This is a genomic window from Kribbella sp. NBC_00382, from assembly GCF_036067295.1.
GTDB lineage: Bacteria > Actinomycetota > Actinomycetes > Propionibacteriales > Kribbellaceae > Kribbella.
In genome coordinates this window covers 4,265,761-4,280,875 of record NZ_CP107954.1, presented here as the reverse complement: position 1 = coordinate 4,280,875, position 15,115 = coordinate 4,265,761, and the positions used below count along the sequence as shown (strand labels likewise).

Here is a 15,115-nt window from a genome sequence, read left to right as displayed (position 1 = left end):
GATCACATTCGTACACATCCGTACCGACCCGGAACCCCTCACAGGTCAGTGGCGGGGGTGGTTCCGGAGTGGGGCGATGCTGGTCAGGGTCGGCTTGACCTTCGCGATCGTGCCGTCGGCCGCGAAGTACAGGCGGTCGATCGTGGTCTCGCGATGGGTGCCGTCGCCGCCGGGCATACCGAAGCGGTGGTACGCGATGTACCAGTCGTCCGTGCCCGGCACCTGGATGATCGACTGATGGCCGGTCGCCAGAATGCCCTGTGCCGGATCCTTCTCGAGGATGACGCCACGGTAGGTCCACGGTCCGTTGACGCTCCTCGCCGTCGCGTAGCCCACCCGGTAGTCGGGCGAACCGGTGTCGTCGATCGAGTACGTCAGGTAGTACGTCCCCTTGCGGTAGTTGACGAACGACCCCTCGCGGAAACTCGTCAGCCCGCTGATCGGCTTCAGCGTCTCCGGCTTGATGGCCAGCATGTCGTCGCTCAGCTCGGCGTACACCGGCGAACCGTTGCCCCAGAACAGGTAGTACCGCCCGGTCACCGGATCGCGGAACGCGGCCGGATCGATCGCCTGGCCGGAGGTGACCGCCTCGTTGTTGAGGATCATCGCGGTCGGCTGCGCGGTGAACGGGCCCTCGGGGCTGTTCGCCACCGCGACGCCGATCGTCTTGCGGTCGTAGGCCGGGTTGTGCCCGGAGAAGTAGAAGTAGTACTTGCCGTGGCGTTCGATGATGGTCGGCGCCCAGGCGTTGCCGCTCGCCCATGGCACCGTGCCGTTCGCGCCGTCGAGGGTCAGGAACGGCTTGGCCGATCGCTGCCAGTCCACCAGGTTCTTCGACTTCCAGACGTAGAAGTCCTTACCGCCCCAGCCGGCGGTCCCGTCGGTCGTCACGTAGAGGTAGTAGGTGTCGCCGAAGCGAGCGATGTTCGGATCGGCGTTGTACCCCGGTAGTACGGGCGACCGCATCTCGACCGCCTTGACTGTCCACATCCGTTTGGTTCCGTCCTGAGCTGTCACGGTGTAGGTCCTGGGCCTCGAAAGGTTGACCCGGCCGGCCGGCGAGACCTTCGAGCTGGAGACGACCTTCAGGACCGGCGCCAGCTTCTTCAGGTTGGTGCCCGGGGCAACCGGCAGGGTCACGGTCGAGGAGGCGTCGTCGATGATCGCCGGCACCTTCAGGCTCGCCAGCTCGACGCCGATGACCGCTCGTGGGTCGGCGTCCTGGTCGCTGACCTCGGTGGCCGACAGGGCCCGGTTGTAGATTCTGAAATCGCGTACCTTGCCTTTGAGGTACTTGTCCGAGGTGTACGTCGAACGCCCGATGTAGTTGGCCGTCGTCCGACCACCACCGATATCCCCGGGATCGATCGTGACACCGGTCTTCCGCCCGACCTGCACCCCGTCGAGGTAGATCGTGGCGATGCCGTCGGGGGTCAGGGTGTAGGTGAGCGCCTTCCAGACACCACGCGGCACGGCGCTGCCCGACGTTGCCGTCTGCTCTGTCGACCAGTTGCCGGTGGCAATCGATGTTCGGTAGGCGTCGCCGGTGGTGAACAGGTAGCCGTTGCCGACATCGCTCGCGGTGTTGCCGAGCCCCCAGATGAAGTACGGCGTTGCCTGGCCGGTGTCGATCCAGACGTCGGCCGAGACAGTGATCGCGTCGAGCCCGGTCATCAGGTTGTCGGGCAGCTTCACGTGACCGTTGGTGCCGCCGAGGTTGAGTGCGCCGTCGGCCCAGGTCGCGTCACCTGCGACGACACCGTCGTACCCATGGCCGGTGACGTCGGTCGCCGTACCGCCGCTGGTCTGGTTCAACGGGTAGTGCGCGACCAGCCCGTTCGCATCGGCCTTGACCGGGGGTGGAAGCACCAGACCGTTGCGCAGTCGGTCGAGCTCGGCCTGGGTCACGGGGAGGACCGTGCCGTGGCGGGGGCTGGCCGGCAGCGAGTACGTCGCCGGCACCTGCCAGTTCGGCGCCTCGAGGTCATTCGTGCCGAGCGGGATGTACCCGCGGCCGCCGTACTCGTCGACGAAGAGGTTGTACTTGGAGCCGGACGTGTCGCCCGGGTTGGACTTGAAAACGGTCGGTCCTTCGACTGCCGACGTACCGGCGTCCCGGCCGATGCACGAGTCCTGCATCGCCCACGCCGGCTGGCCGGGCAGGTCGACCGCGGTCAGCGAGGCGGACTTCTCCTGGATGATGTCCGAGCAGCCGGTGCCGCCGCCACCCTCGTCCTTGGTGAAGCGGTAGTACGCGCCGTTCTCCTTGATCACCGTCGAGTCGATCCGGGACTCGCCCCGGTCCTGCCAGATCGCCGGCGCGCTGAAGGTCCGGAAGTCGCGGGTCGTTGCATAGAGCATCCGGTTGTACGTCGAACCGGTGTGGCCCGGATCGTCGGCGGCGTACAGCTTCGACGCCCAGAACACGACGTACGACTGAAGTTCGTCATCCCAGTAGGCCTCGGGTGCCCAGGTGTTGCCGGCCGTCTCGGGCGATACCAGGACGTGGCGCTGCTCCGACCAGGTCACCAGGTCGGTGGATTCCCAGACCTCCAGATAGCGGCTGCCCTGGCGTTGCGCGGCATCCCAGTCACCGTTGCGGCCGATGGACAGATCGGTCGCGATCAGGAAGAACCGGTCGCCTTCGGGCGAACGGATCAGGAACGGATCCCGCAGCCCGAGAGTGCCCTTGGTGGACTCGAGGACGGGCTGGCCGTTGTTGAGCTCGTCCCATTTGAGCGCCGTGTTGCCACGGCTGGCGGCGAAGTAGATCTTCTCCCCGGCGATCGAGTTACCGGTGAAGTAGCTGAACACATAACCGGCGTACGGCGCGCGCTCACCAGCCGTCGGCAAGGTCAGGTTGCCGCGAGCATCGTCCGCCTGCGCGACGGCCAGCGCCCTCGGCGCAAGCTGCCCACCAAGCACAGCGAAGAGGGTCAAGACGACCACCAAGAACGAGCGCGTACTGATCCGCATCGCAACCTCACCAGGATTGTTAACGTTAACAGTCCCGATAGTCTGATCATCCTCACCCCCTCGGTCAAGAGCTGCTTTCCGACGGACAACTTCGAATTCACAGCAGGTACTATCGCGAGATGAGGGCAGCGGCGGCAGGCCGACGGTGTTGTGTACCCCGCTCCGTCAAGCGTCGCGCGCGGCGTAACCGGACCGGCTGAGGCGGGCGAGAGCGATGGAGCGCGCGTTGCTGGCGGACTTCCTCCGGGCTCGCCGGGAAGCACTGCAGCCGGAGGAGGTCGGACTGCCGCGCGGCGCCCGGCGTCGTACCGGTGGGCTGCGGCGCGAGGAGGTCGCGGTGCTGGCCGGCATCTCGGCCGACTACTACAGCCGGCTTGAGCAGAAGCGCGGCCCGATGCCGTCCGAGCAGATACTGGCCGCCGTGGCGCGGGCGTTGCGGCTCAGCTCGAGCGAGCGGCAGCACCTGTTCGCCCTCGGCGGGCACGCGGCTCCGCGGCGGATCCTGCCGGACGACCGGGTCAGCCTGGCCATCAGGACCATCGCGGAGCAACTCCCGGACATACCCGCGATCGTGTTCTCCCGGTTCGGTGAGGCATTGCTGCAGACCCCGGCGGCGGTGGCGCTGTTCGGTGACTACACCCGTTTCGACGGCATGTCGCGCTACCTGGTCTATCGCTGGTTCACCGACCCGGCCCAACGTGCCATCTATCCGCCCGAGGACCATGAGGTACGCGCCCGGGTCTTCACCGTGGACCTGCGGGCGGCGTACACGACCGATCCGGCGGGCATCGCTGGGGAGATCGTCGAAGCACTGCTGGCGGTCAGCCCCGGGTTCGCCGAGGTTTGGCGGCGGCACGAGGTGGACGTCACCCATCACCACGAGCTCAAACGCTACCGGCACCCGGAGCTGGGCGAGTTGGAGTTGTACAGCCGACGGCTGGTGGATCCCGACGAGGACCAGGATCTGCTGGTCTTCATGGCCGAACCCGGATCACCGAGTGAGGCCAAGCTCAGGCGGCTGGTCTCCAGGGCCGGGGACGAGGCGTGAGCCGGGCCTGAACCTCTTATCCATGGTCTGCCATACCGTGGATGACGAGGACATTCACCCGCCTCCCGTTCTGCGTCACGCTCGAGTGGTCGAACCGTAGTAACTCCGGCCGAGCCGGCTGTTACCACCCCACTCAGAAAGACGAGGCCCGCCATGAAGGCAGTACGTTTCCACGAGTACGGCACCCCAGAGGTCCTGCACTACGAAGACGTGGACCAACCGGCCCCCGGCGTCGGCGAGATCCGGATCCAGGTGGCCGCGACGTCGTTCAACCCGGTCGAGGGCAACATCCGCGCCGGTGTCATGCAAGGCCCCATCCCGATCCGGCTGCCGCACACCCCCGGCCTCGACATCGCGGGCACGGTCGACGCGCTCGGCGAGGACGTGACCGGCTTCGACCTCGGGGACCGGGTGATCGGCGCCCTGCCGCTGACCAGTACCGGCGCAGCCGCCGAGTACGTCATCGCCCCGGCCCAGCTTCTGGCGGCAGCCCCCACAACCGTCCCGCTGGTGGACGCCGCCGGGCTACCGCTGGTCGGGCTCACCGCGTGGCAGGCGCTGTTCGAGCACGCGAAGCTGACCACCGGCCAGCGGGTACTGATCAACGGCGCGGGCGGCGTCGTCGGACGCTACGCGGTGCAGCTGGCCAAGAACACCGGCGCCTACGTGATCGCGACCACCGGCCCGGGCAGCTTCGAGCAGGCCAAGACGGCCGGCGCCGACGAGATCCACGGCTCCGGGATCCCGGAGCTGTCCGAGCCGGTCGACGTCGTGCTCAACTTCGCCCCGATCGCCCCGGAGCAGATGGCCGCCCAGGCCGCCGTGATCCGGGACGGCGGCGTTCTGGTCAACACCACCGTGTGGATGCCGGCTGCGTCCGACGAGGCCCGCGGCGTACGGGGAATCAATCTCTTCTTCCGTCCCGACGCCGAACAGCTCGCCGAGCTGGTGACCCTGCTCGACACCGGCAAGCTCCACCTCGGCGCGACCCGACGGGTGCCGCTGGCCGGAGTGGCACAGGTCCACACCGAAGCCGCCACCGCCCCGATCAACGGCAAGATCGTCTTCGTCACCCCCAACGCCCCCCTCGACTAGAGGAGGCACTCGGTCCGCACACCTCTGCGCCCCGGCTGCCGCGATCTGGATTCGCCTTTCGCCGTGTGGTTTTCAGTGGGCACTGAGGTGGCGGGCGCGGAGTTCTTCCATGAACTGTTCGATGTACGCGGGGCCCATCTCGTGCAGGTGCTGCTGCCGGCACGGAAGGGCGTCGCTGCCTGGACGCCAGCGCAGCCCCCAGGTCGCGAGGGCGTCGATGATCGGCAGAGTCTGGATGCCGGCTTCGGTAAGGCTGTAGCGCGCGCGTTGTCCGCGGGCGGCCGTTCCGCGCGTGAGGAGGCCGGCGTCGACGAGCCGCACGAGCCGGTCGGCAAGGATGTTCGAGGCGATGCGCTCGACCGATCCGGTGAGCAGGACCCGGAAGTACCGGCGGTCCTCGAAGATGATGTCGCGCAGGACGAGCAACGACCAGCGATCGCCCAGCACCTCGACGGCGGTGTTGATCGGGCATTCGGATCGGGGTTCCACGGTCCCTCCTTGACAGGCAACTGACGCCCAATATAGTGATTGCAACTTGCAAGCACTAGGGAAGAGGAGCCGATGGGCCGGTTCGTGTACTTGATGAACGTGTCTGTCGACCTGCTCATCGAGCAGGTCCCCGGCGACAACGGTGCCGGTGAGTGGTTGCGCATCGACGAGGAGCTGCACCGCGAGCTCAATGCGCGCTCACGTGATTTCGCGCTCCTTGTCCAAGGTCGCCTCTTCTACGAGCTGATGGAGGAGTACTGGCCGCGGTCCCGCGATGATGCCTCGCTACCTGAGGTCTTGCGTGAGTACGGGGAGCTGTGGACGAGCAAACCCAAGATCCTCGTCTCGCGCACCCGGCACCGTGCGGATCACAACACTCAAGTCTTCGGCGGCGACGATGCGCTCGTGCGACTACGTGCTCTGCGCGCCAGCACCGACGGCGCCATCGGTGTGGGTGGAGCGGGACTCGCCACGCAACTGCTCCGAGAGGGAATGCTCGACGAACTGCTGCTCTACGCCCACCCGTCGATTCTCGGCTTCGGCCGGCCACTGTTCGACGACTACGACCTGCCGGTCGATCTCGACTTGCTCGAGCAGCAACGTTTCGGGTCCGGAGTAACGATGCACCGCTACGCCGTTCGCCAAGGAGACGCCGCGCGATGACCACCCCTCCTACCATCGTCGTCACCCCGATCCACGTCGCCGACCTGATGGCTGATGGCGCCTTGATGCCCGTCTACGTACACGTCATCGACCATCCCCAAGGGCGAGTGCTGGTCGATACCGGTCTGACGGAACTGCATCCGCTGGTGGCCGACATGGACCCCCGGATCCGCCAACTCACCAAGGAGCAGCTCGATCCCGCGAGCATCGACATCGTCGTCAACACCCACCTGCACTTCGACCACTGCGGCGGCAATCACCTCTTCGCCGGCAAGCCGATCTACGTCCAGCGCCTGGAGCTTGACGATGCGTTGAGCCAGCAGGAGTACACGATTCGCGAGTGGGTCGAAGCGCCCGGTGTGGAGTACGTGCCGGTCGACGGCGAACTCGAGCTGCTGCCAGGCGTCCGCCTCGTCCCAGGCCCGGGCCACACTCGCGGATCCCAGCTGGTGCTGGTCGACTCAGGCCTGCAGCGGACCGCTGTCGTCGGCGACCTGGCCATCTCGTCCCACGATCTCGACGACCCGCAAACCGAAGGACAGCTGAAGGTACGCGCTCTCACCCCCGACCTGGTATGGCTGGCGCACCAGCACGAACCATGGCGACCCTCCCAGCCCTGAAACCCTCCCAGGCCTGAGACAAAGTGCCCGGGGCTGGCCCGCGGGATCAGGGTGGCATGAGCGCGGGCACTGGAGTACCACGAGGCACCCGGCTGAGCTTGTTGAGGTTGGGCCGTCTCCAGGTCCCGGCAGTTCAGACCAGCAGCTCCGGGACCGCCCCCATCGCCTGGCTCCCCCGAACCAGTTTCAGCGCGGACCCGGCGCAGGGCTGCCTTGGCCGAGGCCGAAGTCGGCCAGGGTCTGGGAGAGAGCGGCTCCCTCCTGCCCGTCGACGATGGTCTGGGCGAGGACGCGGAGTTTGACGTTGGTGTTCTGGGAGCCGCGTTTGAGAATCGCGAACGAGGTCTTGGTGTCGACGCCGTAGTGACGCATGACGATTCCCTGAGCGCGACCGATCAGACCTCTGGTGTCGAGAGCCGCATTGAGCTGCGCCACCAGAGCCTTGCTGTCATGAAAGAGCTGCGCGTTGTCGAAGGTCACGCCGGCATGCAGCGTGAACAGCAGTGCGATGTCGTACGACGTACCGCCGAACGCATCCGCCTTCGCCGACAGCAGGCTGATCGCCGCGTCCCGGCGAGCCGGCAACGGCAGGAACAAGCCGCTTCGATAACCAGCGTTGATCACGGCGGCACCGACCTCCGGCCAGCGATGGTCCGAGGCGGCGTCATCGATCCGCCGAGGCTCCGCATAGGTGAGGGCCTCGTGCAGCGGGCCGTCGCGGCGCTCCAGCTGTTCGGCCAGCATGAGGCGCGCGGGATCGACAGTAGGATCCGTCGGCGCAGCGGAGCGCGCCACCAGCTCCGGGGCCGCGTCATCACCGCAGATGGCGATCGAAGCTTCGTCACAGTCCGGAATCGTGGCGACCATACGAGCGACGAATCGATCGAGGGTGGCCGGCACGTCGTCACCGTCCACCAGCCGGCTGACCTCTGCCAGCTCCTGCACGATCGTCAGCAATTCCGCGGTCATGCGGACATCATGCCGCAGATGCCGGTGGCGTCCACTTCCTCATGATCCACCACCCAGCCGATCACAGAACGTTACGAAGCCCTGGCGAAATCGATGCTCGTCGAGTGCATCCGTTGGGGCCGGTCAAGTGGAAAGAACAGACAGAAGCGTCATCTCAAGGAGGTTTCATGTCTGTTCGCCGTATCACCGCCCTGACTGCAACGGGACTGCTGCTGGCCGGATTGCCGGCCAGTGTCGCTGCGACTGCGCAGGCGGCCCCGACCGCCAATGCGACAGTGTCGGTTCTGCACGCCGTGCCGGGTGCCACCGTCGACGTCTACGTCAACGGCAAAGCCCTGCTGACCAACTTCAAGCCAGGCACGCTGACCGATCCGCTGAAGCTGCCCGCAGGAAGCTATGACCTCAAGGTCACCGCGGCAGGTGCCGGGGCCAAGGGAAAGGCGGTCATCGAGGCCGATGACGTCGCAGTTCCAGGTGGCGCCAACGTGACCGTCGTCGCGCACCTCGATGCGAGCGGGAAGCCGGTACTGACGCCCTACGTGAACGACGTGTCGAAGGTGGCCGCCGGCCAGGCCCGGCTGACGGTTCGCCATGATGCCGCCGCGCCGGCGGTCGATGTTCGCGCCGGTGGCAAGCCTGCCTTCAAGGCCCTGACGAACCCCAAGGAGGCCAAGGCCGATCTCCCCGCGGGCACCGTGAAGGCTGATGTGGTGCTGGCCGGCACATCGACGGTTGCGATCGGCCCGGCCGACGTGAACCTGAAGGAAGGCACCAACACGATCGTCTACGCCTGGGGCAGCGCGAAGGACAAGAACCTCAAGCTCGCGGTACAGACGATCTCCGGACTCCACCACAGCCCGGCCGGTGTTCCCGGCGGTACTGGCGGACAGGCGGCCCAGCTTGACAGCGGCATGCCGCTGCTGGGCATCTTCGCCATCCTTGCTGTGCTCGGCCTGGTAGCTGCGGGGACGACGACCGTTGTCCGGGCACGCGTCAGGTCGTGACGATATTCCGTCGAGGTGCGACCACCGTCTTGGTGGTCGCACTGGCCGGTCTGACCTCAACGACTCTGGCGAGTTGCGCCGGCTCAGAAGGCTCCCAGCCTTCCGTCCCGACCGTCGTCAGCCCGTCGCCACCCCACTTGGCCACGCCGACGCCATCGTTGCCGCCAGCCGTGCCGGGATCGGTGCGCACCACGGATGCGGACCTGCCCAGTGTCGCTGCATCGGCGCCGGTACCTGTCCGGCTCACGGTGTCGAAGGCGGGTCTGAGCATGCCGATTCAAGCTGTCGGCGTGGGGGCCGACGGCCAGATGGCGTTGCCCGCCCAACCGGCGACGATCGGGTGGTACCGGTTCGGGCCGTCCCCCGGCGATCCGGTCGGATCGGCCGTACTCGGCGGGCACATCGACAGTCGCCAGTACGGCGTGGGCCCGTTGGTGCGGCTGCGCAAGGTACGGCCCGGCGACCTGGTCGAGATCACGATGCCCGGCAACGTCCTCCGGTACCGGGTTACTGCCGTCCGCGACATCCCGAAGCAGAAGCTGGCCGTCGACGAACTGTTCGACCGCGACGGATCGCCATTGCTGCAGATCGTCACCTGCGGTGGTCCGTATGACGCGAACGCCGGCGGTTACCGCGACAACCTGGTGGTCACAGCCGTTGCGACATCTTGATCAACGGTCCTCACCGGCCGATAGAGTGCGGCCCGTGAGCACCACCGAGGCAGGCGACCCCTCGGCGGCTGACATTGCGAAAGGATTCGCAGAAGGCCGCGCGGAGAGCCTGAGCGATGCCTACCGGCGCTGGTCCGGCTTGGTCTACACGTTGGCGCTGCGAGCGCTGAACGATCGCGGCGACGCCGAAGAGGTGACGCAGCAGGTCTTCGTGTCGGCCTGGCGCGGCCGGGCCAGCTTCGACCCGAACGCCGGTCAGCTGGGTTCCTGGCTGGTCGGCGTAGCGCGGCACCGGATCGCCGATCAGCTCGCCGACCGCAGCAGGCAACGCCGCAACCTCCAAGCGGTCGCCCCGGAGACGCCCACGGCGAGCGAGGAGGATCTGCTGGTCGAGCGGGTGGTCCTGGCCGATGAAGTGAACCAGCTGGACGAGCCACGCCGAACCATCCTTAAGCTCGCCTTCTACGAAGACCAGACACACTCGCAGATCGCGAGCCGGCTCGATCTGCCGTTGGGCACGGTCAAGAGCCATGTACGACGGGGACTGCTCCACCTGCGAGACCGGCTGAAGGAGGTGACTGGCGATGCATCTTGACGAGGAGACCCTGGCGCAGTGGGCGCTGGACGACGTCGCACCAGATCCGGCTGCCGCCGAGCACCTCCTGACCTGCCAGACCTGCCAGGAGAAGCTGGCCGAGCTTCGCGAACTGGTCGATCTGAGCCACGACCTCCCCCACCTCGAGGCCCCACCGCCGGAAGTCTGGGAACGCATCACGACCGAACTCGGTCGCACCAGCCAGCCCGCAGTACGGGCCGGCAGACGGACTGTCCTTCTGGCTGCAAGCATCGCCGCGATCCTCGGACTCGGCCTGGGCGTCGCCGGAACCAAACTGCTCGACCGTCAGGACGACGATGCCGCCAGCCAGGCCGTCATCAAGCTCGATCCGCTGCAGGGTAAGTCCGGAGACGGCACCGCAGACCTCGTCCGCGTCGGTACGGGCGCCGAACTCCGGGTCTCCACCACAGGTCTGCCCTCACCTAGCGGGTTCTACGAGGTATGGCTGATCAACCAGGACGGCAAGCGAATGGTGTCTCTCGGCGTACTGGATCCCCGGACCGATGGCACGTACCTCATCCCACCGGACCTGACTGCGCAGGGCTATCGCATCGTCGATGTGTCACTGGAACCGAACGACGGCAACCCAGAGCACTCGCACGACAGCATCATCCGCGGCACGCTGCCAGCCTGACGACGGATTTCCCGGCGCTGGTGCATCCGGGAAGCCCAGCTGGACGGAAGTACAAGACAACCGAGGCTGCACACGCAGCCGACCCGCCGAAAGGTTGTCCCATGTCCAGACTTCCTCACTTGACCAGACGCGTTGCCACGTGCGCCGCGGCTATCGCCCTGGTAGTGACCTCCGTCGTGGTCGCCACGCCGGCCGAAGCCCATCAGCCCAAACTCGGCAGCCGAAGCCTCGCCGCTGTGCTGGCCTCCGACGGCGACACCTTCGACCGCAACTGGAACGACTACGACATCCTGACCCAAGCTGTCGGCGCGGTCCTCGCAGCCAAGCCGGCCAGCCCCGTGAGCGTCCTCGCGAACGGCAAGGTCGCGCTCACCGCGTTCCTCCCCAGCGACCGCGCGTTCCAGCTACTCGCTGCCGACCTGACGGGCCACTGGTACCGCTCAGAAAGCCAGCTCTTCAACGCATTGGCGGGGTTGCTCGGCATCGACACGATCGAGGCAGTGCTCCTTTACCACGTCATCCCGGGTGCGACGATCACCAGCCGCACCGCGCTCAAGTCCGACGGTGCGCACCTCACGACGGCGTTGCCAGGCGGCAAGATCACCGTCGATGTCCTCAGCAAGCGCTACCGCCTGATCCGCCTGATCGATGCCGACCACAACGACCGCGACCCGCTGCTCAACCCGCGGGCTCTGGACATCAACAAGGGCAACCGCCAGATCGCCCACGGCATTTTCCTGGTACTCCGCCCGCTCGACATCTGACCCCGACCGACCCGGTACGCCGAGCCACCCCCGGCGTACGGTCAAGGCGATTGTCAGCTGAGGGCGGCTGCTTTGTGGAGTAGTACGGAGCGTTCTTGGGGGTTGGTGCAGAGGCGGGCGGCTAGTTCCAGTTCGGCGCGCGCTTCTGCAACGCGTCCGAGGCGGGTCAGTAGTTCGCCTCGGACGGTTGGGACTAGGTATGAGCCGGGGAGCCGGTTCAGGGCGACCAGTTCGTCCACCATGGCCAAGGCCTGTGCTGGGCCTGACGCCATGGCTACTGCGACAGCTCGGTTGAGTTCGACCACGGGTGAAGGGGCGACTCGGCCTAAGGCCTCGTAGAGGAGGACTATCTGGTCCCAGTCGGTTGCTTCGACCGAGGGTGCTGTGGCGTGGGCGGCGGCGATCGCGGCTTGGAGGCCGTACGGGCCGAGGCCGCGAGGGGATGCCTTGACCAATGCGGCCAGGCCGCGGCGGATGGCCGAGAAGTCCCAGCGTTGCCGGTCCTGGTCCTCCAGCAGGATTGGCGAGCCGTCGGGGGCGGTCCGGGCCGGGAAGCGAGAGGCCGTCAGTTCGCACAAGGCGAGCAGGCCGTGCACTTCCGGCTCGTCCGGCAGCAATGCGGCCAGCGTGCGGGCCAGCCGGATCGCCTCGTACGCGACGTCGCGACGCAGCAGCCGATCGCCCGACGTGGCCGTCGACCCCTCGGTGAAGATCACGTAGACGACGCTGAGCACCCCGCCCAGCCGCTCGCGACGCTCGTTGGCCGCCGGCAGCTCGAACGGCACCCCGGCGGCCGCGATCGTCTTCTTCGCCCGGGTGATGCGAGCCTGCACGGTCGGTACCGGCACCAGGAACGCCCGGGCGATCTGCTCGGTGGTCAGTCCGGCGACCACGCGCAGAGTCAGCGCCACCCGGGCCTCGGGGGAAAGTACCGGGTGGCAGCTGACGAACATCAGCGCCAGGATGTCGTCGTCGATCCGGTCGGGGTCGACGTCCTCGTCGAGGACCGCGCCGAACTCCGCGTCGATCGCCAGCAGAGCGTGCCGATCCTTGAGCGCGGCCCGGCGGCGGATCGCGTCGATGGCCCGCCGCCGGGCCGTGGCCATCAGCCAGCCGGCCGGACTGTCCGGTGGGTTGGTCGGCCACGACACCAGTGCCTCGGCGACCGCCTCCTGGGCAGCGTCCTCGGCCAGCGCGAAGTCCCCGGTGAACCGGGTCAGCGAGGCAACGATCCGCGCCGACTCGATCCGCCAGACAGCCTCGACCTCGGCCGGACCCATCAGCTCTCGGTCCCGGCGGCACCGTCGGAAGGCCGCTCGTCGTCCCCGGCAACCCGGCGTACCTCGATTTTGGATCCGGTCACCGCCGGGACCCGCCTGGCCCACTCGACCGCCTCCGCCTTCGACGCGACATCGAGCAGGAAGTAGCCCCCGAACAGCTCCTTCGTCTCCCCGTACGGCCCGTCCGTGACCACCGGCGTCTCGCCGCTGAAGTCGACCACGACGCTCTGCCCGGCGTCGTCCAGCCCGGCCGCCTCGACGAACACCCCGGCCTTCACCAGCTCCTCGATGTACCGGTACGTCGAAGCCGCCAACTCCTCGAATCCCTCGATCACGGCCGCGTTCGACTCGTCCGTGCCCCGCATGATCAGCATGTACTTCGACATCGTGTTCTCCTCCTCCGCGACGCCGTATCTCGGCCCGCGCACCCCTAGGTCGAACGGGCCGCCCACGGATCGACACGCCCCCGAAGAACTCTTTCACGCGGCGCGCCGGAGCCGACAACAACCAAGTTCGGTGTTTCAACGTAATCGGATGGCTACGATCCGCGAGTGGCCAGAGTGCGGGTGGACGGAGCTGTCCGGGTGCTGCTCGCGATGGCGGGTGTAGTGCTGCTGGTGGTGCTGTGGGTTGCCTCGGTACCGCCCAAGGTGACCGTGCTGACACTGGTCGCCTGGGACGCACTCGCGCTCCTCTTCGTGGCCCGCCAGGTCCACGCGATGCGCCGCGGCCGAACCGCGACCGAGCAGCCGTCCGACTGGCTGCTGCCCGCGCGGTGGATGCGCTTCAGGTTCGGCGCGGTCGTACTGGCCAGCGCTGCCGGCCTGTCGAGTGGTCTGCTGATCGTGACCGTCGACTCGATCGAGGCCGAACTGGAAGACAGCTTCGCCAGTTTGTCGGCGATCAGGGCCCTCGCCGCGGTGGCGGTCGTACTGGCCTGGCTGATCCTGCACAGCGGCTACTCGATGCACTACGCGAACCTGTACTTCGAACGCGTCGGCGGCATCCGGTTCCCCGGCGTCGAGACGCCGAACTTCCTCGACTTCGCGTACTTCGCCTTCACCATCGGCGCGACCTTCGCCACCTCCGACGTCGAGATCACCGACCGCCGCATCCGGCACGCCGTCCTGTGGCACTCGGTGCTGGCCTTCTTCTACAACGCCGCCGTCATCGGCATCGCAATCGGCGCCTTCACCGGCAAGACCTGATCAGGCCTTCAGCTGGATCCCGTGGGGTCTCGGCGCCGCGGCTGGCACCATCACCGAGCCGGGCCCCTGCCCATCTCTTCCGGAGTGGTCCGGACGGGTGGATGGTTGATGGTGGGCCGCGGACGAGGGCAAGCCTCGGCCCGGCCTACCGGAAAGATCGAGGGGGCACTTCGAGATGTTGAGCAGGATCATCGGGCTGACAGTAGGGGCGGTTCTGGCTGTGAGCGGGTTGCCGGTGACGACCATGGCGGCCCCGCGGGTCACGACGGTGGTGGCTTGCAGAGTGTCGGTGGGGTCGGTGACAGCCGGCGGTAGCAACATGATGCGGGCCATGGTGTCGAGTTCGCCGCCCTCGGCGGGCAGCGAGGTGATGGGAAGCGACCTGTACCCCGACGGTCAGGTGCGGCTCAGCGGGCCGATGAATTACCGCTTCAACGCGGGCGGATACGAGATCACCGGCGATGTGGTGCTGGGCGATGTCATGTACAGCGGCTACTACGTCTCCGACCACGACACCGGCGACGTCGCCTCCTCCAGCCTCACGCGCGTCGGCCCTGGCTGGAGCAACTTCGTCGCCTTCGACGAATCAACACTGTCCGGCCCGACGAACACCTACGGGCTGCGCGCCGACGGCGTGCTGTTCCGCTGGACTCTCGACGGCCATGGCGTCTGGAAGAGCAAGACCTCCTACCCCGGATTCGCCGCGGTGAAGTCGATGGCGCTGATCAGTCAGACGCGGACGTACGACACCTTCCTGGCCAACACCCGCGGTGGCGCCTTGTACACGATCCATATCCCGGCGACCTCGCCGATGAAGCCGGTCGTGAAGCTCGTCCGCCGCTCCACCTGGCAGGTCTTCGACGCGCTCGTCGCCCAGCGGTGCGGCCCGTCCGGAACCCTCGTGGCCGCCATCGACAAGGACACCAGAACCGGCTACCTGTACTCCGTTGGCCACGGCAACGGGCTGGCCACCGCCATCCAGAACCTCGGCAAGGTCGACGCGCCCCTCGACGACCCGGTCTACTTCGACTGGACCAACGACAACGACACCATCACGCCACCCTTCGGCGAGTAGGCC

At 67.2% G+C, this 15,115-nt stretch carries 17 protein-coding genes; 11 read left to right on the top strand and 6 right to left on the bottom strand.

Annotated features, from left to right (window positions below):
• Positions 1-45 precede the first annotated feature (45 nt).
• Positions 46-2,976, bottom strand: a complete 2,931-nt coding sequence (locus OHA70_RS20770; RefSeq protein ID WP_328320060.1) for a family 43 glycosylhydrolase — start codon at positions 2,974-2,976, stop codon at positions 46-48.
• Between the two features lie 214 nt (positions 2,977-3,190).
• On the opposite strand from OHA70_RS20770, the gene OHA70_RS20765 reads away from it, so the two are divergent.
• The gene (locus OHA70_RS20765; RefSeq protein ID WP_328320058.1) at positions 3,191-4,024 is read left to right on the top strand and encodes a helix-turn-helix transcriptional regulator; all 834 of its coding nucleotides are present in this window, start codon (positions 3,191-3,193) and stop codon (positions 4,022-4,024) included.
• Between the two features lie 153 nt (positions 4,025-4,177).
• Positions 4,178-5,119 (top strand): NADP-dependent oxidoreductase, encoded by a 942-nt coding sequence (locus tag OHA70_RS20760; RefSeq protein WP_328320056.1) that lies wholly within the window; start codon positions 4,178-4,180, stop codon positions 5,117-5,119.
• Positions 5,120-5,191: 72 nt separating this feature from the next.
• On the opposite strand, the gene OHA70_RS20755 is transcribed toward OHA70_RS20760, so the two are convergent.
• Positions 5,192-5,608 (bottom strand): winged helix-turn-helix transcriptional regulator, encoded by a 417-nt coding sequence (locus tag OHA70_RS20755; protein ID WP_328320054.1) that lies wholly within the window; start codon positions 5,606-5,608, stop codon positions 5,192-5,194.
• A gap of 72 nt (positions 5,609-5,680) precedes the next feature.
• Here OHA70_RS20755 and OHA70_RS20750 point away from each other — a divergent pair, with 72 nt between their 5' ends.
• Together OHA70_RS20750 and OHA70_RS20745 are read left to right on the top strand one after the other, a co-directional pair.
• Complete coding sequence (locus OHA70_RS20750) at positions 5,681-6,271, top strand: dihydrofolate reductase family protein (RefSeq protein ID WP_328320052.1); 591 nt, start codon at positions 5,681-5,683, stop codon at positions 6,269-6,271.
• A complete protein-coding gene (locus tag OHA70_RS20745) occupies positions 6,268-6,891 on the top strand; it encodes an MBL fold metallo-hydrolase (RefSeq protein ID WP_328320050.1) in 624 nt (207 codons plus the stop codon). The genes OHA70_RS20750 and OHA70_RS20745 overlap by 4 nt, the downstream gene beginning before the upstream one ends.
• A gap of 186 nt (positions 6,892-7,077) precedes the next feature.
• On the opposite strand, the gene OHA70_RS20740 is transcribed toward OHA70_RS20745, so the two are convergent.
• Positions 7,078-7,860, bottom strand: coding sequence for an ANTAR domain-containing protein (locus OHA70_RS20740; protein WP_328320048.1), 783 nt, complete (start codon positions 7,858-7,860; stop codon positions 7,078-7,080).
• A 167-nt stretch (positions 7,861-8,027) separates the two neighbouring features.
• Here OHA70_RS20740 and OHA70_RS20735 point away from each other — a divergent pair, with 167 nt between their 5' ends.
• Positions 8,028-8,864, top strand: a complete 837-nt coding sequence (locus OHA70_RS20735; RefSeq protein WP_328320046.1) for a DUF4397 domain-containing protein — start codon at positions 8,028-8,030, stop codon at positions 8,862-8,864.
• Here OHA70_RS20735 and OHA70_RS20730 read toward each other — a convergent pair.
• Positions 8,854-9,135, bottom strand: a complete 282-nt coding sequence (locus tag OHA70_RS20730; protein WP_328320044.1) for a hypothetical protein — start codon at positions 9,133-9,135, stop codon at positions 8,854-8,856. The genes OHA70_RS20735 and OHA70_RS20730 overlap by 11 nt on opposite strands.
• On the opposite strand from OHA70_RS20730, the gene OHA70_RS20725 reads away from it, so the two are divergent.
• The 4 genes from OHA70_RS20725 (at position 9,134) to OHA70_RS20710 (ending at position 11,549) form a co-directional block, all read left to right on the top strand.
• Positions 9,134-9,535 carry a class F sortase gene (locus OHA70_RS20725; protein WP_328320042.1) on the top strand — a complete coding sequence of 134 codons (402 nt, stop codon included), beginning with the start codon at positions 9,134-9,136 and terminating at the stop codon, positions 9,533-9,535. The genes OHA70_RS20730 and OHA70_RS20725 overlap by 2 nt on opposite strands.
• A 34-nt stretch (positions 9,536-9,569) precedes the next feature.
• Entirely contained in the window at positions 9,570-10,130 is a 561-nt protein-coding gene (locus OHA70_RS20720) for a sigma-70 family RNA polymerase sigma factor (RefSeq protein WP_328320040.1), read from the top strand.
• Positions 10,120-10,785 carry an anti-sigma factor gene (locus tag OHA70_RS20715; protein ID WP_328320038.1) on the top strand — a complete coding sequence of 222 codons (666 nt, stop codon included), beginning with the start codon at positions 10,120-10,122 and terminating at the stop codon, positions 10,783-10,785. Before OHA70_RS20720 ends, OHA70_RS20715 begins: the two co-directional genes overlap by 11 nt.
• Before the next feature lie 101 nt (positions 10,786-10,886).
• On the top strand, positions 10,887-11,549 hold the full coding sequence (locus OHA70_RS20710) for a fasciclin domain-containing protein (RefSeq protein ID WP_328320036.1): 663 nt from the start codon (positions 10,887-10,889) through the stop codon (positions 11,547-11,549).
• Between the two features lie 53 nt (positions 11,550-11,602).
• Here OHA70_RS20710 and OHA70_RS20705 read toward each other — a convergent pair whose 3' ends face one another.
• On the bottom strand, positions 11,603-12,829 hold the full coding sequence (locus tag OHA70_RS20705) for an RNA polymerase sigma factor (RefSeq protein WP_328320034.1): 1,227 nt from the start codon (positions 12,827-12,829) through the stop codon (positions 11,603-11,605).
• Positions 12,829-13,215 carry a YciI family protein gene (locus tag OHA70_RS20700; RefSeq protein WP_328320032.1) on the bottom strand — a complete coding sequence of 129 codons (387 nt, stop codon included), beginning with the start codon at positions 13,213-13,215 and terminating at the stop codon, positions 12,829-12,831. Before OHA70_RS20700 ends, OHA70_RS20705 begins: the two co-directional genes overlap by 1 nt.
• A gap of 165 nt (positions 13,216-13,380) precedes the next feature.
• Here OHA70_RS20700 and OHA70_RS20695 point away from each other — a divergent pair, with 165 nt between their 5' ends.
• Both OHA70_RS20695 and OHA70_RS20690 read left to right on the top strand, forming a co-directional pair.
• On the top strand, positions 13,381-14,037 hold the full coding sequence (locus tag OHA70_RS20695; protein WP_328320030.1) for a DUF1345 domain-containing protein: 657 nt from the start codon (positions 13,381-13,383) through the stop codon (positions 14,035-14,037).
• 331 nt (positions 14,038-14,368) lie between these two features.
• On the top strand, positions 14,369-15,112 hold the full coding sequence (locus OHA70_RS20690) for a hypothetical protein (protein WP_328320028.1): 744 nt from the start codon (positions 14,369-14,371) through the stop codon (positions 15,110-15,112).
• Positions 15,113-15,115 lie beyond the last annotated feature (3 nt).